We start from the raw sequence: 23,381 nt of genomic DNA on the forward strand, positions 1-23,381 counted from the left end.
CCTTATTCAAACCTGCGCGATCCATTTGCGGTGCGTATGGATCGACATCAGAACGCCAAACGCTGAAAGCAGCGTCACCAACGATGTTCCGCCATAACTGATGAAAGGCAGCGGCACGCCCACCACAGGCAGAAGGCCGCTGACCATTCCGATATTGACGAACACGTATACAAAAAAGGTCATGGTCAGGCTGCCCGCAAGCAGCTTGCCAAACAGGGTCTGTGCCTGGGCGGTGATCATCAGGCCACGGCCGATCAGCAGCAGGTAGACGATCAACAGCAGGCAGATACCGACCAGGCCGAATTCCTCACCAAGCACGGCGATGATGAAGTCGGTGTGGCTTTCCGGCAGGAAGTCCAGGTGCGACTGAGTGCCGAGCAGCCAGCCCTTGCCGAACACGCCGCCCGAGCCGATCGCCGCCTTGGACTGGATGATGTTCCAACCGGTGCCCAACGGGTCGCTTTCCGGGTCGAGGAAGGTCAGCACCCGCTGCTTCTGGTAGTCGTGCATGACGAAGAACCACATCGCCACCGCCACCGGCACCGTCGCGGCCAGCACGCTGAGGATCCAGCGCCAGCGCAGGCCACCCATGAACAGCACGAAGGCGCCGGAGGCGAGAATCAGCAAGGCTGTGCCCAGGTCGGGCTGACGCACGATCAGGATGAACGGCACGCCAATCAGCACCAGGCTGATTGCCACGTGCTTCAAATGCGGCGGCAAGGTGCGTTTGGACAGGTACCAGGCGATGGTCGCCGGCATGATGATCTTCATGAATTCCGAGGGCTGGAAGCGAATCACCCCGGGGATGTTGATCCAGCGCGTGGCGCCCATGGCGTTGTGGCCCATCACGTCCACCACTACCAGCAACAGCACCCCGGCCAGGTAGGCCAGCGGCACCCAGCGGGCCATGAAGCGCGGCTCCAGCTGGGCGATGACGAACATCGACACCAGGCCGATGCCGAACGAGGTGGCCTGCTTGAGCAGCAGGTCCCAGTTCTTGCCACTGGCCGAGTAAAGGACGAACAGGCTGCCAGCCGCAAGGGTCAGCAGAATGATCAGCAGGGGGCCGTCGACATGGATGCGCTGCAGAAAGCTGGCGCGCCGACGCATCACATCCTCGCTGGAGAGCATGCGATCGAAATTGTTCATCACAGAGGCGATTCCTGGGTAACGGTGGCAGGCGCGAACTCGGGCTTGAGCCGGCCATTTTCGTCGAGCAGCCAGGCGTCCATGATCTGGCGTACCACCGGCGCGGCGACGCCAGAGCCGGACTCACCGTTCTCGACCATCACCGACACCACGATTTTCGGGGCCTCGGCCGGGGCAAAAGCGACGAACAGCGCGTGGTCGCGGTGGCGCTCCTGGAGCTTGTTGCGGTCGTACTTTTCGCCCTGCTTGATCGCCACCACCTGGGCGGTACCGCTCTTGCCGGCAATGCGGTACTGAGCACCGGCGGCGGCCTTGCGCGCGGTACCACGGGCGTTGTGCATCACCTGCTCCATGCCATGGGTGACCTTGGCCCAGTCGGACTTGTCACGCAGCACGATGTCTTCCATCGGGTTGTCGTCCACCGGTGCCTGGCCTTCGATGGTCTTGGCCAGGTGCGGGCGGTTCCACACGCCTTTGTTGGCGATCAATGCAGTGGCCTGGGCCAGTTGCAGCGGCGTGGCCTGCATGTAGCCCTGGCCGATGCCGAGAATCAGGGTTTCGCCGGGGAACCAGGCCTGGCGACGGGTAGCACGCTTCCATTCGCGCGAAGGCATCAACCCGGCGGACTCCTCGAACATGTCGAGGGAAACCCGCTGGCCGATGCCGAACTTGTTCATGTAGCTGGACAGCCGATCGATGCCCATCTTGTGCGCAAGGTCGTAGAAGTAGGTGTCGTTGGACCGCATGATGGCGGTGTCCAGGTCGACCCAGCCATCACCGGAACGGTTCCAGTTACGGTATTTGTGATCGTAGTTGGGCAACTGGTAGTAGCCCGGGTCGAACACCCGGCTGCCCGCATTGACCACACCACTGTCCAGGCCAGCAATGGCCACCGCCGGCTTGATGGTCGAACCCGGTGGGTACAGGCCGCGCAGCACGCGGTTGAACAGCGGCCGGTCTATCGAGTCGCGCAGTTCGGCATAGGCCTTGAAGCTGATGCCGGTAACGAACAGGTTGGGGTCGAAGCTTGGCTGGCTGACCATCGCCAGCACCTCGCCGGTCCGAGGGTCGAGCGCCACCACCGCGCCGCGTCGGCCACCCAGGGCAGCCTCGGCAGCCTCCTGCAGCTTGATGTCCAGGCTCAGCACAATGTCCTTGCCCGGTTTAGGGTCGGTACGCTTGAGCACCCGCAGCACACGGCCACGGGCGTTGGTCTCGACTTCCTCGTAACCCACCTGGCCGTGCAGGGCATCTTCGTAGAAGCGCTCGATGCCCGTCTTGCCGATATGGTGGGTGCCGCTGTAGTTCACCGGGTCGAGCGTTTTCAGCTCTTTCTCGTTAATCCGCCCTACATACCCCACCGAATGGGCGAAATGCGCGCCCTGCGGGTAATGCCGCACCAACTGGGCCACCACTTCCACGCCCGGCAGGCGGAACTGGTTTACCGCCACCCGGGCGATCTGCTCTTCGTTGAGCTCGAACAGGATCGGCACCGGCTCGAACGGCCGGCGGCCCTGGCGCATGCGCTTCTCGAACAGGGCGCGGTCGTCGTCGGTCAGCTCCAGCACTTCAACGATGGTATCCAGCACTTCCTGCCAGTTACCCGCGCGTTCGCGGGTCATCGACAGGCTGAAGCTGGGCCGGTTATCGGCGACGATCACCCCATTGCGGTCGAAGATCAGCCCGCGGGTCGGCGGGATCGGCTGCACGTGCACCCGATTGTTTTCCGACAGCGTGGAGTGGTAGTCGTACTGGATGATCTGCAGGTAGTACAGCCGCGCAATCAGCACGCAAATAAGCAGCATGATCGCCACCGCGCCGACCACGACGCGGTTGCGCACCAGGCGGGCGTCTTTCTCGTGGTCCTTGAGACGGATCGGCTGCGACATCGGACTGCTTACAGGCTCATTTGTGGTAAGGGTGCCCGGACAGCACGGTCCAGGCGCGGTAGATCTGCTCGCCGATGAGTATCCTTACCAACGGGTGCGGCAAAGTCAGCGGCGACAGCGACCAACGTTGCTCGGCGCGCGCGCAAACCTCGGGCGCCAGGCCTTCCGGGCCACCCACCATCAAATTCACCGTGCGCGCATCCAGGCGCCAGCGGTCCAGCTCGGTGGCCAGCTGCTCGGTACTCCAGGGCTTGCCATGGACCTCGAGGGTGACAATGCGTTCCCCAGGCTGCACCTTGCTCAGCATGGCTTCGCCCTCCTGACGGATCAGACGGGCGACGTCGGCATTCTTGCCACGGGTATTCAGCGGGATTTCCACCAGCTCCAGCGACAGCTCGGTGGGCAGGCGCTTGGCATATTCATGCCAGCCTTCCTCGACCCACTTGGGCATGCGCGAGCCGACCGCAATCAGGCGCAGACGCACAGCGCTTTCCTTATTCGCGGTCTTTGAGCTTGTCGGAGTACTCGTGAGCATGGTCCGGGCTGTGGTGCTTGCCATCGGCGGCACGGCTTTGCTCGGCACCCTGCCACAGACGCTCCAGGTCGTAGAACTGGCGGGCAGCGGCGGTCATCATGTGCACGATGACGTCGTTCAGGTCCAGCAGCACCCAGTCGCTGTCGCCTTTGCCTTCTTCACCCAGTGGCTGGGCGCCCTTGGCCTTGACCGCTTCACGGACCTTTTCGGCCATCGCGTTGATCTGGCGGTTGGAGGTACCGGTGGCAATGATCATGTAGTCGGTCAGGCTGTGCTTTTCGCGCACGTCGATGACCTGGATGTCCTGGGCCTTGACGTCTTCCAGCGCTGCCTTGGTCACTGCGACCAGTTCTTCGCCGTAAATTTTTTGCTTGGTCATAAAAAACTCGTTCAACTCGTTGGATGAGGCGCCAGAGGCACCGTCAGTTGGGCGCACGATACAGTTCGTGCGCCTCGATATAGGCCAGTACGGCGTCCGGCACCAGGAACCTCACCGATTTGCCGCTGGCCAGCAGCTGTCGGATCTGTGTAGCCGACACCGCAAGCGGCGTCTGCCAGACGAACGAAATATTTCCCGCCGGGCCGGACATGGCGGTGGGATCGCTCTCCGAGCGCGCAGCCAGCAGGTTGCGCAGCTCGTCAGGGGGTTCTACGTCGGCATCCGGGCGTTGCAGCACCAGGATGTGACAGTGTTGCAGCAACTCTTCCCAGCGGTGCCAGGCAGGCAGGCCACAAAAGGCATCCCAGCCCAGCACCAGGAACAGCTGGTCGTTGCCGGCCAGTTCGGCGCGGATCGATTCCAGCGTATCGATGGTGTACGACGGCTTGTCGCGCTCCAGCTCGCGGGCGTCGACGCTCAGGCAAGCGACGCCCTGCACCGCTTCACGCACCATGGCCAGGCGATCCTGCGCGGCCACCTGTGGCGTGTCGCGGTGTGGCGGCCGGGCATTGGGCAACAGGCGCAACTCGTCCAGCCCCATGAGCTCGGCCACTTCCAGCGCGCTGCGCAGGTGGCCGATATGCACGGGGTCGAAGGTGCCGCCTAGAATGCCGATGCGCCGGACTGCCTGGGCCTTGCTCAACTCAGCAGGTCCCCTGGCCGCGCAGCTGGCCGTCACCGATTACCACGTACTTCTCGCAGGTCAGGCCTTCCAGGCCGACCGGGCCACGGGCATGCAGCTTGTCGGTGGAAATACCGATTTCCGCGCCCAGGCCGTACTCGAAGCCGTCGGCAAAGCAGGTCGGAGTGTTGAGCATGACCGACGCCGAATCGACTTCAGCCATGAACTGGCGGGCTTCACCCTGGTGTTCGCTGATGATCGAGTCGGTGTGGTGCGAGCCATAGTGGTTGATGTGCTCGATGGCCTGGTCCAGGCCATCGACGACGCGGATCGACAGGATCGCGTCCAGGTACTCGGTGTGCCAGTCGTCTTCAGTGGCCGGTTTGGCCTCGACCAGCGCGCGAGTACGCTCGCAGCCACGCAGCTCCACGCCCTTCTCCTGGAAGCGGCGGGCCATTTCCGGCAGGAAGCGCTCCGCCACCCGCTGGTCGACCAGCAGGGTTTCCATGGCCCCGCAAATGCCGTAGCGGTAGGTCTTGGCGTTGAAGGCCACATTCCAGGCCTTGTCCAGGTCGGCATGCTGGCTGACATAAACGTGGCAGATGCCGTCCAGGTGCTTGATCACCGGTACGCGGGCATCGCGGCTGATGCGTTCGATCAGGCCACGGCCGCCGCGCGGCACGATGACATCGACGAATTGCGGCATGCTGATCAGCGCGCCCACGGCTTCGCGGTCAGTGGTCTCGACCACCTGCACCACGGCTGCCGGCAAGCCGGCTTCGGCCAGGCCACGCTGGATGCAGGTGGCAATGGCGCGGTTGGAATGGATGGCTTCGGAGCCGCCACGCAGGATGGTCGCGTTACCCGACTTCAGGCACAGGCTGGCGGCATCGATGGTCACGTTCGGGCGCGACTCGTAGATGATCCCGATCACCCCCAGCGGCGTGCGCATTTTGCCGACCTGAATACCCGATGGGCGGTAGCTCATGTCGCGGATGGCACCGACCGGGTCCGGCAGGCTGGCCACCTGGCGCAGGCCGGTGATCATGCCGTCGATGCGTGCCGGGGTCAGCGCCAGGCGGTCGAGCAGCGCTGGCTCCAGGCCATTGGCGCGGCCAGCGGCCAGGTCCAGCTCATTGGCAGCAGTGAGCTCGGCACGGGCGGCGTCCAGCGCGTCGGCGGCGGCTTGCAGGGCGCGGTTCTTCTGCGCGGTGCTGGCACGGCCGATCACCCGGGAAGCCTCACGGGCAGCGCGACCCAGGCGGGTCATATAGTCAAGAACGGACTCAGTCATGGGTTCGGTGTCTTGGCGAAGGGGAAATCGGCTGATTATAACTGCCGCGCAGGTGTACGCCCAGCGGCGGGTGGCGGATGGTAGAAAATGGCTGGGGCAATGGACGGGAAAGATGTAACCAGGGTTATCGAAAAATTCACCACCCGTTGTGGCCTTTTCGCGGGCACGCCCACGCCCACAGGGCTTTCATAAGGCCTGCCCCCTTACAACGACACTGCCAACATCACGATCGATTCAGCCTCGATTAAGCCATTCATTGCTATCATCCCGCCTCCCCAGCCACGAACCGCCCGCATGCCAGCCCTGCCCGACAGCTTTTTCGACCGTGATGCCCAAACCGTGGCCAAGGGCCTGCTCGGCAAGGTTATCCGCCATCGCCACGGCGACCTGTGGCTGGCTGCGCGCATCATCGAGACCGAGGCCTACTACCTCACCGACAAAGGCAGCCACGCCTCGCTCGGCTACACCGAAAAGCGCAAGGCGCTGTTCCTTGATGGCGGGCATATCTACATGTACTACGCCCGCGGCGGCGACTCGCTGAACTTCAGCGCTCACGGGCCGGGTAACGCGGTGCTGATCAAGTCTGCCTATCCTTGGCAGGACGCCCTCTCGGGGCCCAACAGCCTGGCGCAGATGCAGCTGAACAACCCCGACGCCAGCGGCAAGCTGCGCCCGGATGAGCGCCTGTGCGCCGGCCAGACCCTGCTGTGCCGGGCCCTGGGCCTGAAAGTACCGCACTGGGACGCCCAGCGTTTCGACGCCGAACGCCTGTACGTCGAGGATTGTGGCAACGCCGTGCCCCGGGTAATCCAGGCCGCCCGCCTGGGCATCCCACACGGGCGCGACGAGCACCTCCCGTACCGCTTCGTCGACGCCGAGTACGCGCGCTTCTGCACGCGGAACCCGTTACGTCGCGGCCAAGTCGAAGGCCGTGACTTCTTCATTCTCGAACAAGGAAGCTGAACATGGGCCAATGGCTCGACAGCCTGACCGGCTGGCTAAGCGCCAACCCCCAGTGGCTTGGCCTGGCGATTTTCCTGATCGCCTGCATTGAATGCCTGGCCATCGCCGGCATCATCGTGCCAGGCACCGTGCTGCTGTTCGCCGTCGCGGTACTGGCCGGCAGCGGCGCATTCACCCTGGGCGAAACCTTGCTGCTGGGCTTTCTAGGTGGCCTGCTGGGCGACGCCTTGTCATACACGGTGGGCAAGTACTTCCACCAGAACATCCGCCGCCTGCCCCTGCTGCGTCACCACCCGGAATGGATCGGCAGCGCCGAAAGCTACTTCCAGCGCTACGGCATTGCCAGCCTGCTGGTAGGCCGCTTCATCGGTCCGCTGCGGCCCATGCTGCCCATGGTCGCCGGCATGTTCGACATGCCACTGCCGCGCTTCATCGCCGTCAGCCTGGTGGCGGGCGCCGGCTGGTCGGTCGCGTACTTACTGCCCGGCTGGGCCACCGGTGCTGCCATGCGCCTGCCTCTGCCAGAAGGCTTCTGGCTGGATGCCGGGATCATCGCCGGTACCCTGGCGGTGCTGATCGGCCTGAGCCTGAACAGTAGCCTGCGTGACCAGCGCCACGGTACTCGGCTGGTGGCCGCCCTCAGTTTCATCGCCCTGGCCGGCGTGTTCCTCGGCTGGCCCTACCTGCATGAGTTCGACCAAGGGGTGATGACACTGGTGCAGGAACATCGCAGCCAGGCCATCGACGGCATTGTGGTCCTGGTGACGCGGCTGGGCGACTTCCGCACCCAACTGTTCCTCGGCGGCCTGCTGACCGGCCTGCTGCTGCTTGCCCGTCAGTGGCGGCATGCGTTTTTCGCCGCCGGCGCACTGATGGGCACGGCGATCGCCAACGGCACCCTGAAATGGCTGTTTGCCCGGGCCCGGCCGGAAGTGTTGACCGACCCGCTGACCAGCTACAGCATGCCCAGCGGGCACAGTTCGGCGTCGTTCGCGTTCTTTCTGGTGATGGCAGTGCTGGCCGGGCGCGGACAGCCGCCACGGATGCGCCTGACCTGGGTGATGCTGGGTTGTATTCCGGCGCTGGCGATTGCCCTGTCACGGGTTTACCTGGGGGCGCACTGGCCGACCGACATCCTGGCTGGGGCCTTGCTGGCATGTTGCGTGTGCGCGCTTAGCCTGACCCTGGTACAGCGCCAGCAGACGCTACCGGCCCTGCCGCTGCGGGTGTGGTGGCTGGTGTTGCCGGCGTGCCTGGCTTTGCTGGCGTTCTTTGCCATGCATGCACTGCCACAGGCTTTGCTCAGGTACCAATATTGAGGTCGCCAGTGCCTGCCCCTTCGGGGTGTACCCGCGAAGGGGCAGGCACAAGCAAAACAGAACCATCAGGCGAATAGCTCACCCTGAATCCGCTCCAGCAGCTTTTGGATCTCCCCCAACCGTAGCTGCGGCGAATCGATTGCCAGCAGATCCAGCTTGTCCTCTTCCATGAACGGCAGCAGGTACGCCAGCTGATTGGCCAACGCCTGGCGCCCATCCACCGGGCGCGGCATGTCCAGCGCCTCGACCATGGGGTGCTCGCCCAACGCCACCAACAGCGCCATCAGGTCGTCATCGGCCTCGAGCAACGGGCTGTCCACTTGCTCCGGCAGCCATTGCACCTGCCCCACCAGCAACTGGTCCTTCTGCACTTCGGTGCTTCCCAGATTGAAGCGTCGCACGCCCTCGACACGGATACCCAGCAAGCCGTTGTCCTGCTGCACGAAGTCGCGAATGACGGCCTCGCAGCCGATCGAGGCCACCACTGGCGGAGCCTTGCCGACCTGCTCCCCTTCAAGGATGCACACCACACCAAAACCTTCGCCCTGCTTCATGCAGCGCCCGATCATGTCCAGGTAGCGCGCCTCGAAAATCTGCAAATCGAGAAAGCAGCCGGGAAACAACACGGTATTGAGCGGAAACAGCGGTAGCGTCATCACAACTCCTCAAGCCACCAGGCTGACTGCCAGCGGCAGGAACACCGCCGTGGCCACGCCCATCAGGCTCATCGCCAGCGCGGCAAAGGCGCCGCATTCGTCACTTTCCTGCAGGGCCACCGAAGTGCCCACCGCGTGTGCAGTCACCCCCAGCGACATGCCGCGCGCCTCGGGGCTGTGCACGCCAAAGCGGCTTAGCAGGGCCGGGCCGAAGATGGCCCCGATTACCCCGGTAATCAGCACGAACACCGCTGCCAGGGCCGCCACACCGCCAATTTGCTCGGCGACCAGCATGGCGATCGGCGAGGTGACCGACTTTGGCGCCATGGTCATCAGGATCATGTGCTCGGCACCGAACCACCAGCCCAGCACCAGGCAACAGAGCGTGGCGAACAGGCCTCCGACTACCAGCGTAGTAAATGTCGGCCAGAACAGCTGGCGGATACGCCGCAGGTTGAGATAGAGCGGTACAGCCAAGGCCACGGTGGCGGGCCCCAGCAGGATGTTCATGATTTCGGTGCTCTTGCGGTATTCCCTGTAATCGATGCCACACAACAGCAGCACACCGATCACCAGCAACATCGATACCAGTACAGGTTGCAGGAAGATCCAGCGGGTTTTCTCGTAGGCTGCCAGCACCACCTGGTAGGCCCCAAGGGTGATGCCGATGCCGAACAACGGGTGATGCACGACCGCATCGAGTGCACCTTGCCAGTCGAGCATCATGGCTGCTCCTCACGCTTGCCCTGGCGATGGATGAGCTTTTGCATCAGCACACCGACGAACACCAGGGTCATCAGACAAGAAATCAGCAAGGCCCCGGCAATCGCCCAGAAGTCGGCGGCAATGTCCTTGGCATACACCATCACCCCCACTGCCGGCGGCACCAGCAACAGCGGCAAGTAGCGCAACAGGCTACTGGCGGCCTCGTTCAGCGGCTTGCCCACCTCGCCGCGAGCCATGAGGAAGAACAGCAGCAACAACAGGCCGATGATCGGCCCAGGCAAGAACGGCACAAACAGGTGATTGATCGCCGTCCCCAAAAGCTGGAACAGCACCAGCCAGGTCAAACCACGCAACAGCATAAGCATCTCCCTCGGGCATGGCCGCCATTATAAGCACGCGCGGCTATAGACCGATATTCGCCGAAAAGCAGGTAACTTGACTGAAACGGTTCGCCGTGCTGATCTTGCACTTTCGTACCAACTGACAACCCGGAGAGTCCGCGATGCCCTATGTACCGGTTACAGAGCTTTCGCAGTACGTTGGTAAGGAACTGGGCCGCTCTGCCTGGCTGAAGATCGACCAGCAGCGCATCAACCTGTTCGCCGAGGCGACTGGCGACTTCCAGTTCATCCATGTCGACCCTGAAAAAGCGGCAAAAACCCCGTTTGGCGGCACGATCGCCCACGGGTTCCTGACCTTGTCACTGATTCCCAAACTGATCGAGGACATCCTGGTCCTGCCACAAGGGCTGAAAATGGTGGTGAACTACGGGCTGGACAGCGTGCGCTTCATCCAGCCGGTCAAGGTAGACAGCCAGGTTCGGCTGAAGGTGGACCTGGCCGAGGTGGTGGAGAAGAAGCCGGGGCAGTGGCTGCTCAAGGCGATTGCCACGCTGGAGATCGACGGCGAAGAAAAGCCTGCCTATATAGCGGAGTCGCTCTCGCTCTGCTTCGTCTAGGCCGCACGGTACTTGTGGGGGCGGGCTCACCCGCGAAGCATCCGCTGCGTGGCATGGCACCGGCGTTGCCGGTGTTCGCGGCTAAAACCGCTCCCACAGGGTGTGCGCCCGGCCTTCTCTACAAACCCTGCGCACTCGCGTAAACTACCAGCCTTCGCGCAGCCAAGGGCTGCCCCTGTCGATTTACCAAAGGTGCCCGCCATGCCCTGGCTGCAAGTACGCCTGGCCATCAGCCCGGAACAAGCCGAAACCTACGAAGACGCCCTGCTTGAAGTAGGCGCCGTCTCGGTCACGTTCATGGATGCCGAAGATCAACCGATCTTCGAACCCGACCTCAACACCACACCGCTGTGGTCGCACACCCACCTGCTGGCCCTGTTCGAGGCCGATGCCGACCCAGAGCAGGTGTTCGCCCACCTGCGTTTGCTGACTGGCGCCGAGCTGCCCGAACACCAAGCCGAGGTGATCGAGGACCAGGACTGGGAACGCAGCTGGATGGACAACTTCCAGCCGATGCGCTTCGGCCGCCGTCTGTGGATCGTGCCCAGCTGGCACGAAGCCCCGGAAAAAGATGCCGTCAACCTGTTGCTCGACCCAGGCCTGGCCTTCGGTACCGGCACCCACCCCACCACGGCTCTGTGCCTGGAATGGCTCGACGGCCAGCAACTCGACGGCACCCAGGTGCTGGACTTTGGCTGCGGCTCGGGCATCCTCGCCATCGCCGCACTGCTGCTGGGCGCCCGTGAAGCGGTAGGCACCGACATCGACGTGCAGGCCATCGAGGCTTCGCGCGACAATGCCCAGCGCAACGGCGTTGCCGATGAGAAGCTGGCACTGTACCTGCCCGAGCACATGCCAGCGATGCAGGCCGACGTACTGGTCGCCAACATCCTCGCCGGCCCACTGGTGTCGCTGGCACCGCAGTTGTCCGGCCTGGTTCGCCCAGGTGGCCTGCTGGCGCTGTCGGGTATCCTTGCCGAGCAGGGCGAGGAAGTAGCCGCCGCCTACGCCGCCGACTTTGATCTGGACCCTATCGTCGTGCGCGACGGCTGGGTGCGCATCAGTGGTCGGCGCCGCTAAGCGGGCCTAGAATACTTTTCTGCACAGCTCCCGGATTGCCGCATGACCGACAGTTTCGTCACCCAGTGCCCGCATTGCCAGACCAGCTTTCGCGTCACCCACCACCAGCTGAGCGTGGCCCGTGGCGTGGTGCGCTGCGGTCACTGCCTGCAGGTGTTCAACGCCGCCAAGCAGTTGCTGGAGCAGAACCGTGCCGGTACCGCCAGCGCGGCTGCGGCACCTGCGCCGGCACCTGCCGCGCCTGCCGAGCCGCTGATCGAGCCTGCCAGTACCCCTGAGCCTACCGTCGAAGTACGCAGCAGTACCCTTGACCAGGACTGGGCGCTTACCGCCCAGGCGCTGGACGAGCTTGACCTCGACAAGGAACTGGAACGCCTGGAGCGTCGCGGCCAAACCGCCCCGACACGCCCGGCCAGCCAGGATGACGGGCTGCAGGCACGGCGCGACGAACTGCACCTGGACGAGCACGCAGACGACCTGTTCGGCACGGCCACCGATGAGCCCTTCGAGCAGCAGCACCCGGCAGAGCCCGCCCCAGTATTGCTGCAGCCGGAACCCCTTGAGCTGGACCTGGGCCCTGCACCCGGCGAGCGCACCGAGCCGACCCTGGGCAGCAACCTTGACCTGGACATCGAAGACGAGCCGCCCGCGCACCGCGCGGCCGAAACCGATGAACAGCCCGCATTCGGCGAACCGCTGCGCGCCAGCGATGACGAAACCCCGGAAAGAGGCCTGAGTGCCCGCGACGATGAGCCGCTGGCGCTGCACCTGTCGGCGCGCGACGACGAACCCGTCGAGGTACTGCCCGGGGAGCGCCTGGAACCGGGCCTTACCGGCAAAGCCGAACGCCCCTCGCGCAAGGAGCCACTGGTCGACGTGGTCGACGATCCGCTGCAACTGGGCTGGGAAAAGCCCGCGCCTAACTGGGGCAAGCGCCTGCTGTGGGGTTTTCTGACCCTGCTGGCCGCCGGCCTGCTGGCGTTTCAGTACGTGTGGTTCCACTTCGACGAAATGGCCCGCCAGGACCAGTATCGGCCGATCTTCCAGCAAATCTGCCCGATGGTCGGCTGCCAGGTACCCACCCGCGTCGACATTGCCCGTATCAAGAGCAGCAACCTGGTGGTGCGTAGCCACCCGGACTTCAAGGGCGCATTGATCGTCGACGCGATCATCTACAACCGCGCACCCTTCGCCCAGCCGTTCCCGCTGCTGGAGCTGCGCTTCGCCGACCTCAATGGCCAGCTGATCGCCAGCCGTCGCTTCAAGCCCAGCGAGTACCTGTCCGGCGAACTGGCAGGGCGTGGCGAAATGCCCAGCCAGACGCCAATCCACATCGCCCTGGACATCCTCGACCCGGGGCCGAAGGCCGTGAATTACAGCCTGAGCTTCCGTTCGCCGGAATGAAGGGCCGGCTTGCCGGGGGCTGCAACACAGTAACAAGCCCCCGCGCTTACCAAATGTCATAAGCCGACAACTGTTCAGATTTTATCCAAATCCATCTTTATCCGGTCACCGAGAGCGGGTATCATGCCAACCCTTTTTCGAACTCCAAGATTCGGCCCCACAACAGGGATCACCTATGTCGGCGGTACGCATCGGCCAATACACACTACGTAACAACCTGATCCTCGCGCCCATGGCCGGGGTCACGGACCAGCCTTTCCGTACACTTTGCCAGCGCCTGGGCGCCGGCATGGTGGTGTCGGAAATGGTCAGCAGCGACATGAGCCTGTGGAACAGCCGCAAGTCGAGCCTGCGCCGCATCCATGAAGGCGATCCCGAGCCACGCTCGGTGCAGATCGCCGGCGGTGATGCGCAGATGATGGCGGCGGCGGCGAAGGCCAACGTCGAAGCGGGTGCCCAGATCATCGATATCAACATGGGCTGCCCGGCAAAAAAAGTCTGCAACAAAGCTGCAGGCTCTGCTTTATTGAGAGATGAAGCCTTGGTCAGTGAGATCCTCCATGCCGTGGTCGGCGCTGTGGACGTTCCGGTGACCCTGAAGATCCGCACCGGCTGGGACCGGGCGAACAAGAACGGCCTGAACGTGGCGAAGATCGCTGAACAGGCCGGCATCCAGGCGCTGGCGGTGCATGGCCGCACACGCGCCGACCTGTACACCGGCGATGCCGAATACGACACCATCGCTGCCATCAAGCAGGCGGTGTCAATCCCGGTTTTTGCCAACGGCGATATCACTTCGCCAGAAAAGGCCCGAGCGGTGCTGGACGCCACCGGGGTCGATGGCCTGCTGATTGGCCGGGCTGCCCAGGGGCGGCCATGGATCTTTCGCGAGATCGAGCATTACCTGCGCACTGGCGAACATTTGCCAGCGCCGCAGCTGGACGAAGTGGAACGCATCCTGCTGGAGCACCTGGCCGCGCTGCATGCCTTCTATGGCGATGTGATGGGCGTTCGTATCGCCCGCAAGCACGTTGGCTGGTACCTGGCAACACGACCCGGCGGCAAGGAGTTTCGCTCCCGGTTCAACGCTTTGGAAGACACACAAGCGCAGTGCGCCAACGTTCGCGCGTTTTTCAGCGAACGTCGACAGAGCCTTGAGACAGAGGACGGACAAGGGGTGGCCGCATGACGATGATGACCGAGACATTTGTGAGTGGAACAACGCCCGTGAGCGACAACGCCAACCTGAAACAGCACCTCAACACGCCGAGCGAAGAGGGCCAGACCCTTCGCGACAGCGTCGAGAAGGCGCTGCACAACTACTTCGCCCACCTGGAAGGCGCGACCGTGACGGACGTGTACAACCTGGTGCTCTCCGAAGTCGAGGCGCCCCTGCTCGAAAGCGTGATGAACTACGTGAAGGGCAACCAGACCAAGGCCAGCGAGATGCTCGGGCTGAACCGAGGCACCCTGCGCAAGAAGCTCAAGCAGTACGACTTGTTGTAAGCCAGAATCCCATCCAGAAAAGGCGGCTCCCTGAACAGAGGCGCCTTTTTTGCTGACTCCACCGCGTTATTGGAACCCGAAATGACCGACCAGACTACCCGCCTGCCAGTCCGCCGCGCCCTGATCAGCGTCTCCGACAAGACCGGTATCCTCGAATTCGCCCGTGAGCTGCAGCAGCTCGGTGTCGAGATCCTGTCCACCGGCGGCACCTACAAGCTGCTCAAGGACAACGGCGTGAACGCGGTGGAAGTGGCCGACTACACCGGCTTCGCCGAAATGATGGATGGCCGGGTCAAGACCCTGCACCCGAAAATCCACGGCGGCATCCTCGGCCGTCGCGGTACCGACGACGCCATCATGAACGAGCACGGCATCAAGCCGATCGACCTGGTTGCGGTCAACCTGTACCCGTTCGAAGCCACCATTTCCAAGCCTGGCTGTGACCTGCCGACCGCCATCGAGAACATCGACATCGGCGGCCCGACCATGGTCCGCTCGGCAGCCAAGAACCACAAAGACGTCGCCATCGTGGTCAACGCCAGCGACTACGCCGGCATCGTCGAAGGCCTCAAGGCCGGCGGCCTGACCTACGCCCAGCGCTTCGACCTGATGCTCAAGGCGTTCGAACACACCGCCGCCTACGACGGCATGATCGCCAACTACATGGGCACCATCGACCAGGCCAAGGACACCCTTTCGACTGCCGATCGCAGCGAATTCCCGCGCACCTTCAACAGCCAGTTCGTCAAAGCCCAGGAAATGCGCTACGGCGAAAACCCGCACCAGAGCGCGGCGTTCTACGTCGAAGCCAAAAAAGGCGAAGCCAGCATTTCCACCGCCATCCAGCTGCAAGGCAAGGAACTGTCGTTCAACAACGTGGCCGACACCGACGCCGCGCTGGAGTGCGTGAAGAGCTTCGTCAAGCCAGCCTGTGTCATCGTCAAGCACGCCAACCCATGCGGCGTGGCCGTTGTGCCTGAAGAGGAAGGCGGCATCCGTAAGGCCTACGACCTGGCCTACGCCACCGACACCGAGTCGGCATTCGGCGGCATCATTGCCTTCAACCGCGAACTGGACGGCGAAACCGCCAAGGCCATCGTCGACCGCCAGTTCGTCGAAGTGATCATCGCCCCGAAAATTTCTCAGGCTGCCCGCGACGTGGTAGCGGCCAAGCAGAACGTACGCCTGCTGGAGTGCGGCGAGTGGCCAGCCGAGCGCGCTGCCGGCTGGGACTTCAAGCGCGTCAACGGTGGCCTGCTGGTGCAAAGCCGCGATATCGGCATGATCACCGCCGATGACCTGAAGATCGTCACCAAGCGTGCCCCGACCGAGCAAGAAATCCACGACCTGGTATTCGCCTGGAAAGTGGCCAAGTTCGTCAAGTCCAACGCCATCGTCTACGCCAAGCAGCGCCAGACCATCGGCGTCGGCGCTGGCCAGATGAGCCGCGTCAACTCCGCTCGCATCGCTGCAATCAAGGCCGAGCATGCTGGCCTGCAGGTGCAGGGCGCGGTCATGGCATCGGATGCGTTCTTCCCGTTCCGTGATGGCATCGACAATGCGGCTAAAGTGGGTATCAGCGCCGTGATCCAGCCGGGTGGCTCGATGCGTGATGCTGAAGTCATTGCCGCTGCCGACGAAGCCGGCATCGCCATGGTGTTCACCGGTATGCGCCACTTCCGCCACTAATATAGTTGTCGGGCCAATCCCGACCCTTGTGTCGCGATAGGGCCGCAGAGCGGCCCCAGCAAGTTCTGCTGCGAAGCTGAAACCCAGGGGCCGCTACGCGCCCCTTTCGCGACACAAGGCCGCTCCTACAGAAAGCGGGATCGGCGCCAAACAGAATTCGAGGTTTTGACATGAAAGTTTTGATCATCGGTAGCGGCGGCCGTGAGCACGCCCTGGCCTGGAAAGTCGCCCAGGACCCACGCGTCGAAAAAGTCTTCGTTGCCCCTGGCAACGCCGGCACCGCCATTGAAGCCAAGTGCGAGAACGTCGCCATCGACGTCTGCGCCCTGGAGCAACTGGCCGACTTCGCCGAGAAAAACGTCGACCTGACCATCGTCGGCCCGGAAGCACCACTGGTCATCGGTGTGGTCGACCTGTTCCGCAGCCGTGGCCTGGACTGCTTCGGCCCAACCAAGGGCGCGGCCCAGCTGGAAGGTTCCAAGGCCTTTACCAAGGACTTCCTGGCGCGTCACAAGATCCCGACCGCCGACTACCAGAACTTCACCGAAATCGAACCGGCCCTGGCCTACCTGCAGGAAAAAGGCGCGCCGATCGTGATCAAGGCCGACGGCCTGGCCGCGGGCAAGGGCGTGATCGTCGCCATGACCCTGGACGAAGCCGAAGCCGCCGTGCGTGACATGCTGGCTGGCAACGCCTTCGGTGAAGCCGGTTCGCGTGTGGTGATCGAAGAGTTCCTCGACGGCGAGGAAGCCAGCTTCATCGTCATGGTCGACGGCCACAACGTGCTGCCCATGGCCACCAGCCAGGACCACAAGCGCGTCGGCGACCAGGACACCGGCCCGAACACCGGCGGCATGGGTGCCTACTCCCCTGCCCCGGTGGTTACTGCCGACGTGCACCAGCGCGTGATGGACCAGGTGATCTGGCCAACCGTGCGCGGCATGGCCGAGGAAGGCAACGTCTACACTGGCTTCCTCTATGCCGGCCTGATGATCGACAAAGCGGGCAACCCCAAGGTCATCGAGTTCAACTGCCGCTTCGGCGACCCAGAGACCCAGCCAGTCATGCTGCGCCTGGAGTCGAGCCTGGTGTTGTTGATCGAAGCTGCCTTCGCCAAAGCGCTGGACAAGGTCGAAGCACAGTGGGACCCGCGCCCGAGCCTGGGCGTGGTCCTGGCCGCTGGCGGTTACCCAGGCGACTATGCCAAGGGCGACGTGATCAACGGTCTGGACGCTGCCGCAAAGATCGAAGGCAAGGTGTTCCATGCCGGTACCGCGCTCAAGGATGGCCAGGTGACCACCAACGGTGGGCGCGTGCTGTGTGCCACCGCCATGGGCAGTACTGTCGCCGACGCGCAGCAGCAGGCTTATCGCCTGGCCAAGGAAGTCAGCTGGAACGGCAGTTTCTACCGTACCGACATCGGCTATCGGGCCATCGCCCGCGAGCGCGGTGAGCACCAGCAGTAAGAAACACCGGAATGCCGCAGCACTTTCAGGCTGTGGCATCCGGCTCGTCGACAGGGCCCGGCATGGGCCTTGCCTTCGACTTGGCGCGCCGCGCATAGTTAGTACCCGGCACATCGGCTAAGAAGGGATTTCGTAGTGCGTCGGCTTCGGATTGCCTCAGCTCTGATCGTCAGCTTGCTGACCCTGCTCTTCATGTTTCCGGCTGCGGCCGAACATGACGGAGGCTGGACCGTACTGCTTGACGAACAGGCCAACCTGCAACTGAGCGATGTGCGCTCCGAGCGCTACCGCAACCAGTTCAGCCCCCTGGTCCTCGCCGAGCTGGATGCTGCCCCAGCAGAACAGGCCCTGTGGCTGCACTATCGCCTGCAACCAGGCGACCAGGAACAACTGCTGCGGGTATTCGCCCCAGACCTGTCTGGCCTGGACCTCTACGCCCTGGAAGGCGACCAACTTCTGCGTCAGCTGCACCACGGGCGGCAGGCAGGCAATGCCAGCCCTACCCTGCGCGGCAGCGACCATGTACTGCCCCTGCCCAACAGCAAGCAGCCGCTGGACATCTACCTGCGCCTGGTTTCCGAGCACCAGCTGCGCCCGGCCATCAGCCTGGAGCCGGCGGCCGAGGCCGCGTCGGACCAACGCCAGCCGCTGCTGTTCGGCATGCTGTTCGGCGGCCTGGTGATGCTGATCATGCACAACCTGATCCGCTTCCTTTACAGCCGCTCCAGCACCACCCTGATCCTGGCGCTGTACCACGGCCTTATGCTGCTCAGCGGCCTGATCCTGCTGAACCTCAGCGGCCCCTGGTGGCATGTGTGGCACAGTGCACAAACGCCTGCTGCCTACCTGACGCTGGTCCTGGCTGGCCTGTCCGGGCTGTATTTCACCCAGCATTTCTTCTCGCCATGCAACTCGCCACGGCTTAACCGCTTGCTGCAGGGTGAAATGTTGATTGTCGGGGTCAGCGGCCTGGTGTTGCTGTTCGTCGATACGCTGCCCCTCAACCTGATGACCTACGCCCTGATGGCGCTGGGCAGTGTGAGCATGCTGCTGGTCAGCAGCTATCACTGGTACAAAGGCTATGCACCCGGTCGCCTGTTCAGCCTGGCCATGGTGGTGTTCAACCTCGGTGGCCTGGTGCTGCTGCCAGCCCTGCTGGGCCTGACCCGCACCTCGACGCCCTGGCTGTTGTGTATCCTGCTGGGCCTGACCGTGGTCAGCGGCCTGCTGCTCAACCTGGCCGTCAGTGAACGCCTGCGGCGCATGAGCGAGGAGCGTTTCAGCGCCAGCCGCGCGCTGGCCGCCAGCGACGCCGAAATCAATGCCAAGGCCGAGTTCCTGGCTAAGATCAGCCACGAAATCCGCACCCCCATGAACGGTGTGCTGGGCATGACCGAGCTGTTGCTGGGCACACCGCTGTCGGTCAAGCAGCGCGACTACGTGCAGACCATCCACAGCGCCGGCAACGAGTTGCTCACGCTGATCAACGAAATTCTCGATATTTCCAAACTGGAATCCCGGCAGATCGAGCTGGATGACGTGCAGTTCGATCTCAACGCGCTGATCGAGGATTGCCTGAACATCTTCCGCGCCAAGGCCGAGCAACAAAACATCGAACTGATCAGCTTCACCCAGCCGCAAGTACCACGGGTCATCAGCGGTGACCCGACGCGGCTGCGCCAGGCCTTGTCGAGCCTGCTGGAAAACGCCCTGAAAAACACCGACCAGGGTGAAATTCTGCTGGTGGTGGCACTGGATCAACGCGGCGAGCTGCCACGCCTGCGCATTGCCGTGCAGGACAGCGGCGAGCCGCTGCCCGCCGCCGACCGCGACGCTTTGCTGCAAGCCGAACTGCACAGCCACCACTTCCTGTCCAGCAACAAGCTGGGCGGGCATCTGGGCCTGGTCATCGCCAAGCAACTGATCGGCCTGATGCAGGGCGAGTTCGGCATCAAGAGCAGCACTGGCATGGGCAACACCCTGTGGCTGACCTTGCCGCTGGACCCTTCGCGCCTGGAACAGCCGCCCGCCGACCTCGACAGCCCGCTGCGCGATGCCCGCGTGCTGGTGGTGGACGACAACGACACCTGCCGCAAGGTACTGGTCCAGCAGTGCAGCGCCTGGGGCATGAACGTCAGCGCGGTGCCGTCTGGCAAGGAAGCCCTGGCCCTGCTGCGCACCAAGGCGCACCTGCGCGACTACTTCGACGCCGTACTGCTGGACCAGAACATGCCCGGCATGACCGGCATGCAACTGGCCGCCAAGATCAAGGAAGACCCAAGCCTGAACCACGACATCCTGGTGGTGATGCTCACCGGCATCAGCAATGCGCCGAGCAAGGTCATCGCGCGCAACGCTGGGGTCAAGCGGATCCTTGCCAAACCAGTGGCCGGCTACACGCTGAAGACCACCCTGGCCGAGGAACTGGCCCAGCGCGGCCGCGAGCAGGCAGTGCCTGCCAGCCTGCCTGGCATCCCGCAGGCGCTGGACCTGCCTGGCGACTTCCGCGTGCTGGTCGCCGAAGACAACAGCATTTCCACCAAGGTTATCCGCGGTATGCTCGGCAAACTCAACCTTGAACCCGACACTGCCTGCAATGGCGAAGAAGCCTTGCAGGCGATGAAAGCGCAGCACTATGACCTGGTGTTGATGGACTGCGAAATGCCGGTGCTGGACGGCTTCTCGGCCACCCAGCAGCTGCGGGCCTGGGAAACGGCCAACCAGCGCCAACGCACACCGGTGGTGGCGCTGACCGCGCACATTCTTGCCGAGCACAAGGAACGCGCGCGGCTGGCGGGCATGGACGGCCACATGGCCAAACCGGTGGAATTGTCGCAGTTACGCGAACTGATCCAGTATTGGGCCAACCAGCGCGAAGCCAAGGCAGACCCGGCGCATACTTCCTAGGCTACGCTGTCGCACAGAGAACAGTATTCGAAAGCCCGATACGGCCCCTGTGGGAGCGCAAGCTTCAGATTGCCCAAGGAATAGTGCTCATGCTCCATGAGTTGTTCAGCGTCTACCTGAAAATGCTCGTGCTCTACAGCCCGTTCTTCGTGCTGTCGTGCTTCATCAGCCTGACCCGCGGCCACTCCAGCAAGGAGCGCAAGCAACTGGCCTGGAAGGTCGCCTTCGCAGCCTTGGTCGCCAGCGTGCTGCTGTACCTGTTCGGGCGGGTGATCTTCGGCATTTTCGGCATCACCGCCGACGCCTTCCGCATCGGGGCCGGTAGCGTGCTGTTCATTTCTGCCTTGGGTATGGCCCAGGGCAAGCCGGCGGTGCAGGCCGACAACGTGCAGCAGGATGTGACCATCGTGCCGCTGACCATTCCACTGACTGTCGGCCCTGGCACCATCGGCGCCCTGCTGGTCATGGGCGTGGGCCAGCCGCATTGGGATGACAAATTGCTGGCCATCGTCAGCATCGCGCTGGCCAGCTTTACCGTCGGCCTGGTGCTGTACTTGTCACACGGCATCGAACGCATCCTTGGCGACCAAGGGCTGCAGATCGTCAGCCGGCTGATGGGGTTGTTCGTCTGCGCCTTGGCTGCGCAAATCATCTTTACCGGCATCAAGGGCTACCTGGTGCCCTAAAGGGCGTAATCCAGAATGCGTTGCAAAGAGACCTGAACGACACGTTCCTGCACTTTTGGCAAAAAGCTGTGCTCGAACGCCAGCATGTTGAAACGTATCAACTCCGCACGCACATTCCGATGGCTGCGCCTATGGCTGATGAAGCCTGCACGGAAGGCCGAACGCACATCCGCTTCATGGTAAAGCACCATGTCCACCCGGTTGGCACCGGCCGGAGCGCAAGGCAGCAGCTGGAAATGCTGGCGTTCGTAGGCGCACCGCTCAAGCGACTGCAGCACCGACGGGTTGGCCAACAGCTTGCGCATGGAAATGCCGATCGCCGAGGCAAAGTGCTCGCCAGCCGTTGCCGCAATGGTTTCCAGCACCTGGTCGGCCTGACGGGCGCGCTGTCCATCCGGCCAATGAACCTGCTCGGCAGACACTGCATCCCAGCCCATATATTTGAGCTGGTTGCGGTAGTAGGCAAACCAGTCCTCGATCAACCCTTCTCGAAACGCCGTCTCGGTAGCACGTTCGGCCATTGCCAGGGCCAGTTTCACCTTGTTTTGCAAAGCGGCCGGAATACCTGGCAAGAACGAAACGATGCCCGCGCCGATCACGGCAGACGTGGCGTCACTCATGATGTGCTCCCGTTATCGGCGCATAAGGGTCAAACCGGTAAGCGCCTTGTGCATCCTTGGTTTTCATCAACGCCTGCAGTTCATCGCGCTGGGGTTGAAACCGAATGTTATCCAATGCCAGGGAAACGCCGTTGAACTCTGCCTCTCCTTGAAGCACCTGTTCACTCAGCCAAGTGCCCAGCGGGATATTCGAAATCGACTTGCCGACCTGCATCGAGATGCTGCACAGATCCAGCACCGGCCCTGCCTTGAGCACGCCCAGCTCGATCACAAGCTTCGCCCCCTGCGTCTGCTCCTGCGTGCTGTACTTCAGCAAGTGGCCAAAACCTTCCAGTGATCGGCTCAAACCCGTTTTCACCGCTGCCAGCACGGCCTCGTGACGGATAGAGCGCATTCTCAGCCATGCCTCAAGTGGCTGCACCGGCGCGGTGCGCAAGGGCTGCCCCAAGTGCTTGAGGTCGTGGGTAGTGGCCAGTTTGATCCAGCCAAGTTGGCGGTATGCATCCCTGTAGGCGGAGTACCAACGCTCGTAGTCGTTGAAGCGTGGCCCGGCATTCTTGTTGGCCAGCAACTGCGCATAAAGTATCGAATCGAACGCAGCTTGGCGTTGCTCCTCGGTGGCGCCTGTGGAATACAGCAATGCCGTCCCACCAATCAACATCAGCTGTTCAACTGAACTATTCATAGTCTTGTCTCATTGCAAACAAGCGAACAAGGCGGCGTTGGTGCAACGCCGCCGCGCTATCAGATGTCGTATTGGAGTACGCTCTCGACGCTGCGCACGCCGAGTTTGTTTTCCACGGTTTCGCGAACTTTGTCGTACACGAAGTTGTTGAGCGTGAGCACCGCGGTGCCGGCGTAGTAGTGGGTCTTGTCCAGCTTCCACTGGATGCCCAGCACGTCATCGTCCAGTGTCGGGGCAGATGCCTGGATGCAGCTCACGACCATGACCACATCGTTGCTCTCTGTTTCGATGCAGGCAGCCAGGCCAACCATGCCCCTGGATTTGTTCTTGCGTTTGTGGTCGAGCACCTTGGCGTCGTTTTCGACGGTGGTCATTTTATCGAAGGCCATCTTGGCCAGAGCACCCAGCTTGGTGCCCCCCAGCAGTGCGTTGCCAGCAACACCGATCGCCCGGACGGCAACGGCGCCTACGGTGACAGACAGCTCCGCCGACGTTTCCAGCTCGAAGGTGCGTCGAGGGATGGTAAAGCCAAGATCACGCATCACATCGATGAATTTGTCGTACCACTCCCGGCTCTGCTTTTCGGCATCGAACGCTTTGTCGGCCACTAATGTGGCGAAGTGGAAGGCGTTCTTGACGTCGTGACGGCTTTTCGCAGACATACCTGCGCCGCAGGCCAGCAGGTTGCCTTCGACCAGGATGGCGGTGTTGTTGGTGGTGACTTGTGTTTCATCGGACATGTAGAAACTCCTTGATGGTTGCCCCTTGAGTCAGGGGCAATCACCTTA

23 protein-coding genes are annotated in these 23,381 nt (G+C 63.0%); 11 read left to right on the forward strand and 12 right to left on the reverse strand.

Going from position 1 to position 23,381, the window contains the following annotated elements:
- Positions 1-6 precede the first annotated feature (6 nt).
- Genes rodA through AB5975_06995 form a run of 6 tightly spaced genes read right to left on the reverse strand, consistent with a single transcriptional unit; the run spans position 7 to position 5,928 of the window.
- The gene (rodA, locus tag AB5975_06970; GenBank protein XDR22932.1) at positions 7-1,110 is read right to left on the reverse strand and encodes a rod shape-determining protein RodA; all 1,104 of its coding nucleotides are present in this window, start codon (positions 1,108-1,110) and stop codon (positions 7-9) included.
- Between the two features lie 38 nt (positions 1,111-1,148).
- Complete coding sequence (gene mrdA / locus AB5975_06975) at positions 1,149-3,038, reverse strand: penicillin-binding protein 2 (protein XDR21589.1); 1,890 nt, start codon at positions 3,036-3,038, stop codon at positions 1,149-1,151.
- 16 nt (positions 3,039-3,054) lie between these two features.
- Positions 3,055-3,522 carry a 23S rRNA (pseudouridine(1915)-N(3))-methyltransferase RlmH gene (gene rlmH / locus AB5975_06980; GenBank protein ID XDR21590.1) on the reverse strand — a complete coding sequence of 156 codons (468 nt, stop codon included), beginning with the start codon at positions 3,520-3,522 and terminating at the stop codon, positions 3,055-3,057.
- 10 nt (positions 3,523-3,532) lie between these two features.
- Positions 3,533-3,952 carry a ribosome silencing factor gene (gene rsfS, locus AB5975_06985; GenBank protein ID XDR21591.1) on the reverse strand — a complete coding sequence of 140 codons (420 nt, stop codon included), beginning with the start codon at positions 3,950-3,952 and terminating at the stop codon, positions 3,533-3,535.
- Between the two features lie 43 nt (positions 3,953-3,995).
- Complete coding sequence (nadD, locus tag AB5975_06990) at positions 3,996-4,655, reverse strand: nicotinate-nucleotide adenylyltransferase (protein ID XDR21592.1); 660 nt, start codon at positions 4,653-4,655, stop codon at positions 3,996-3,998.
- Between the two features lies 1 nt (position 4,656).
- Positions 4,657-5,928, reverse strand: coding sequence for a glutamate-5-semialdehyde dehydrogenase (locus AB5975_06995; GenBank protein XDR21593.1), 1,272 nt, complete (start codon positions 5,926-5,928; stop codon positions 4,657-4,659).
- Between the two features lie 294 nt (positions 5,929-6,222).
- On the opposite strand from AB5975_06995, the gene AB5975_07000 reads away from it, so the two are divergent.
- Complete coding sequence (locus AB5975_07000; protein XDR21594.1) at positions 6,223-6,891, forward strand: DNA-3-methyladenine glycosylase; 669 nt, start codon at positions 6,223-6,225, stop codon at positions 6,889-6,891.
- A 2-nt stretch (positions 6,892-6,893) separates the two neighbouring features.
- Positions 6,894-8,210: a bifunctional DedA family/phosphatase PAP2 family protein gene (locus AB5975_07005; GenBank protein XDR21595.1), complete on the forward strand. Its 1,317-nt coding sequence runs from the start codon at positions 6,894-6,896 to the stop codon at positions 8,208-8,210.
- A gap of 65 nt (positions 8,211-8,275) precedes the next feature.
- Here AB5975_07005 and AB5975_07010 read toward each other — a convergent pair whose 3' ends face one another.
- From AB5975_07010 to AB5975_07020, 3 genes are read right to left on the reverse strand one after another with little or no spacing between them, the layout of a single operon-like run.
- Positions 8,276-8,866 (reverse strand): LON peptidase substrate-binding domain-containing protein, encoded by a 591-nt coding sequence (locus AB5975_07010; GenBank protein ID XDR21596.1) that lies wholly within the window; start codon positions 8,864-8,866, stop codon positions 8,276-8,278.
- A gap of 9 nt (positions 8,867-8,875) precedes the next feature.
- Entirely contained in the window at positions 8,876-9,592 is a 717-nt protein-coding gene (locus AB5975_07015) for an LrgB family protein (protein ID XDR21597.1), read from the reverse strand.
- Positions 9,589-9,951: a CidA/LrgA family protein gene (locus tag AB5975_07020; GenBank protein XDR21598.1), complete on the reverse strand. Its 363-nt coding sequence runs from the start codon at positions 9,949-9,951 to the stop codon at positions 9,589-9,591. Before AB5975_07020 ends, AB5975_07015 begins: the two co-directional genes overlap by 4 nt.
- A gap of 143 nt (positions 9,952-10,094) precedes the next feature.
- On the opposite strand from AB5975_07020, the gene AB5975_07025 reads away from it, so the two are divergent.
- The 9 genes from AB5975_07025 to AB5975_07065 all read left to right on the forward strand — a co-directional run bounded on the left by AB5975_07025 (position 10,095) and on the right by AB5975_07065 (position 21,288).
- Positions 10,095-10,550, forward strand: a complete 456-nt coding sequence (locus AB5975_07025) for a MaoC family dehydratase (GenBank protein XDR21599.1) — start codon at positions 10,095-10,097, stop codon at positions 10,548-10,550.
- 201 nt (positions 10,551-10,751) lie between these two features.
- Entirely contained in the window at positions 10,752-11,630 is an 879-nt protein-coding gene (gene prmA / locus AB5975_07030) for a 50S ribosomal protein L11 methyltransferase (GenBank protein ID XDR21600.1), read from the forward strand.
- A 42-nt stretch (positions 11,631-11,672) separates the two neighbouring features.
- Positions 11,673-13,034, forward strand: coding sequence for a DUF3426 domain-containing protein (locus tag AB5975_07035; protein XDR21601.1), 1,362 nt, complete (start codon positions 11,673-11,675; stop codon positions 13,032-13,034).
- Positions 13,035-13,209: 175 nt separating this feature from the next.
- Complete coding sequence (dusB, locus tag AB5975_07040; protein ID XDR21602.1) at positions 13,210-14,223, forward strand: tRNA dihydrouridine synthase DusB; 1,014 nt, start codon at positions 13,210-13,212, stop codon at positions 14,221-14,223.
- Positions 14,220-14,540, forward strand: a complete 321-nt coding sequence (gene fis, locus AB5975_07045) for a DNA-binding transcriptional regulator Fis (GenBank protein ID XDR21603.1) — start codon at positions 14,220-14,222, stop codon at positions 14,538-14,540. The genes dusB and fis overlap by 4 nt, the downstream gene beginning before the upstream one ends.
- Before the next feature lie 81 nt (positions 14,541-14,621).
- Positions 14,622-16,229, forward strand: a complete 1,608-nt coding sequence (gene purH, locus AB5975_07050) for a bifunctional phosphoribosylaminoimidazolecarboxamide formyltransferase/IMP cyclohydrolase (protein ID XDR21604.1) — start codon at positions 14,622-14,624, stop codon at positions 16,227-16,229.
- Positions 16,230-16,399: 170 nt separating this feature from the next.
- The gene (gene purD, locus AB5975_07055; GenBank protein ID XDR21605.1) at positions 16,400-17,695 is read left to right on the forward strand and encodes a phosphoribosylamine--glycine ligase; all 1,296 of its coding nucleotides are present in this window, start codon (positions 16,400-16,402) and stop codon (positions 17,693-17,695) included.
- 135 nt (positions 17,696-17,830) lie between these two features.
- Positions 17,831-20,602, forward strand: coding sequence for a response regulator (locus AB5975_07060; protein ID XDR21606.1), 2,772 nt, complete (start codon positions 17,831-17,833; stop codon positions 20,600-20,602).
- A gap of 89 nt (positions 20,603-20,691) precedes the next feature.
- Entirely contained in the window at positions 20,692-21,288 is a 597-nt protein-coding gene (locus AB5975_07065) for a MarC family protein (protein ID XDR21607.1), read from the forward strand.
- Here AB5975_07065 and AB5975_07070 read toward each other — a convergent pair.
- From AB5975_07070 to AB5975_07080, 3 genes are read right to left on the reverse strand one after another with little or no spacing between them, the layout of a single operon-like run.
- On the reverse strand, positions 21,285-21,908 hold the full coding sequence (locus AB5975_07070) for a hypothetical protein (GenBank protein ID XDR21608.1): 624 nt from the start codon (positions 21,906-21,908) through the stop codon (positions 21,285-21,287). The genes AB5975_07065 and AB5975_07070 overlap by 4 nt on opposite strands.
- Positions 21,901-22,593 carry a hypothetical protein gene (locus tag AB5975_07075; GenBank protein ID XDR21609.1) on the reverse strand — a complete coding sequence of 231 codons (693 nt, stop codon included), beginning with the start codon at positions 22,591-22,593 and terminating at the stop codon, positions 21,901-21,903. Before AB5975_07075 ends, AB5975_07070 begins: the two co-directional genes overlap by 8 nt.
- 59 nt (positions 22,594-22,652) lie before the next feature.
- Positions 22,653-23,333, reverse strand: a complete 681-nt coding sequence (locus tag AB5975_07080; GenBank protein XDR21610.1) for a hypothetical protein — start codon at positions 23,331-23,333, stop codon at positions 22,653-22,655.
- Between the last annotated feature and the right edge of the window lie 48 nt (positions 23,334-23,381).

Origin of the sequence: Pseudomonas putida, from assembly GCA_041071465.1 — a bacterium.
In the GTDB taxonomy this organism is placed as follows: domain Bacteria; phylum Pseudomonadota; class Gammaproteobacteria; order Pseudomonadales; family Pseudomonadaceae; genus Aquipseudomonas; species Aquipseudomonas putida_P.

Coding starts and splice junctions, on each gene's coding strand:
- rodA (XDR22932.1), bottom strand. CDS start 1,110: ATGCGTCGGCGCGCCAGCTTTCTGCAGCGCATCCATGTCGACGGCCCC.
- mrdA (XDR21589.1), bottom strand. CDS start 3,038: ATGTCGCAGCCGATCCGTCTCAAGGACCACGAGAAAGACGCCCGCCTG.
- rsfS (XDR21591.1), bottom strand. CDS start 3,952: ATGACCAAGCAAAAAATTTACGGCGAAGAACTGGTCGCAGTGACCAAG.
- AB5975_06995 (XDR21593.1), bottom strand. CDS start 5,928: ATGACTGAGTCCGTTCTTGACTATATGACCCGCCTGGGTCGCGCTGCC.
- AB5975_07000 (XDR21594.1), top strand. CDS start 6,223: ATGCCAGCCCTGCCCGACAGCTTTTTCGACCGTGATGCCCAAACCGTG.
- AB5975_07005 (XDR21595.1), top strand. CDS start 6,894: ATGGGCCAATGGCTCGACAGCCTGACCGGCTGGCTAAGCGCCAACCCC.
- AB5975_07010 (XDR21596.1), bottom strand. CDS start 8,866: ATGACGCTACCGCTGTTTCCGCTCAATACCGTGTTGTTTCCCGGCTGC.
- AB5975_07015 (XDR21597.1), bottom strand. CDS start 9,592: ATGATGCTCGACTGGCAAGGTGCACTCGATGCGGTCGTGCATCACCCG.
- AB5975_07020 (XDR21598.1), bottom strand. CDS start 9,951: ATGCTGTTGCGTGGTTTGACCTGGCTGGTGCTGTTCCAGCTTTTGGGG.
- AB5975_07025 (XDR21599.1), top strand. CDS start 10,095: ATGCCCTATGTACCGGTTACAGAGCTTTCGCAGTACGTTGGTAAGGAA.
- prmA (XDR21600.1), top strand. CDS start 10,752: ATGCCCTGGCTGCAAGTACGCCTGGCCATCAGCCCGGAACAAGCCGAA.
- AB5975_07035 (XDR21601.1), top strand. CDS start 11,673: ATGACCGACAGTTTCGTCACCCAGTGCCCGCATTGCCAGACCAGCTTT.
- dusB (XDR21602.1), top strand. CDS start 13,210: ATGTCGGCGGTACGCATCGGCCAATACACACTACGTAACAACCTGATC.
- fis (XDR21603.1), top strand. CDS start 14,220: ATGACGATGATGACCGAGACATTTGTGAGTGGAACAACGCCCGTGAGC.
- purH (XDR21604.1), top strand. CDS start 14,622: ATGACCGACCAGACTACCCGCCTGCCAGTCCGCCGCGCCCTGATCAGC.
- purD (XDR21605.1), top strand. CDS start 16,400: ATGAAAGTTTTGATCATCGGTAGCGGCGGCCGTGAGCACGCCCTGGCC.
- AB5975_07065 (XDR21607.1), top strand. CDS start 20,692: ATGCTCCATGAGTTGTTCAGCGTCTACCTGAAAATGCTCGTGCTCTAC.
- AB5975_07070 (XDR21608.1), bottom strand. CDS start 21,908: ATGAGTGACGCCACGTCTGCCGTGATCGGCGCGGGCATCGTTTCGTTC.
- AB5975_07075 (XDR21609.1), bottom strand. CDS start 22,593: ATGAATAGTTCAGTTGAACAGCTGATGTTGATTGGTGGGACGGCATTG.
- AB5975_07080 (XDR21610.1), bottom strand. CDS start 23,333: ATGTCCGATGAAACACAAGTCACCACCAACAACACCGCCATCCTGGTC.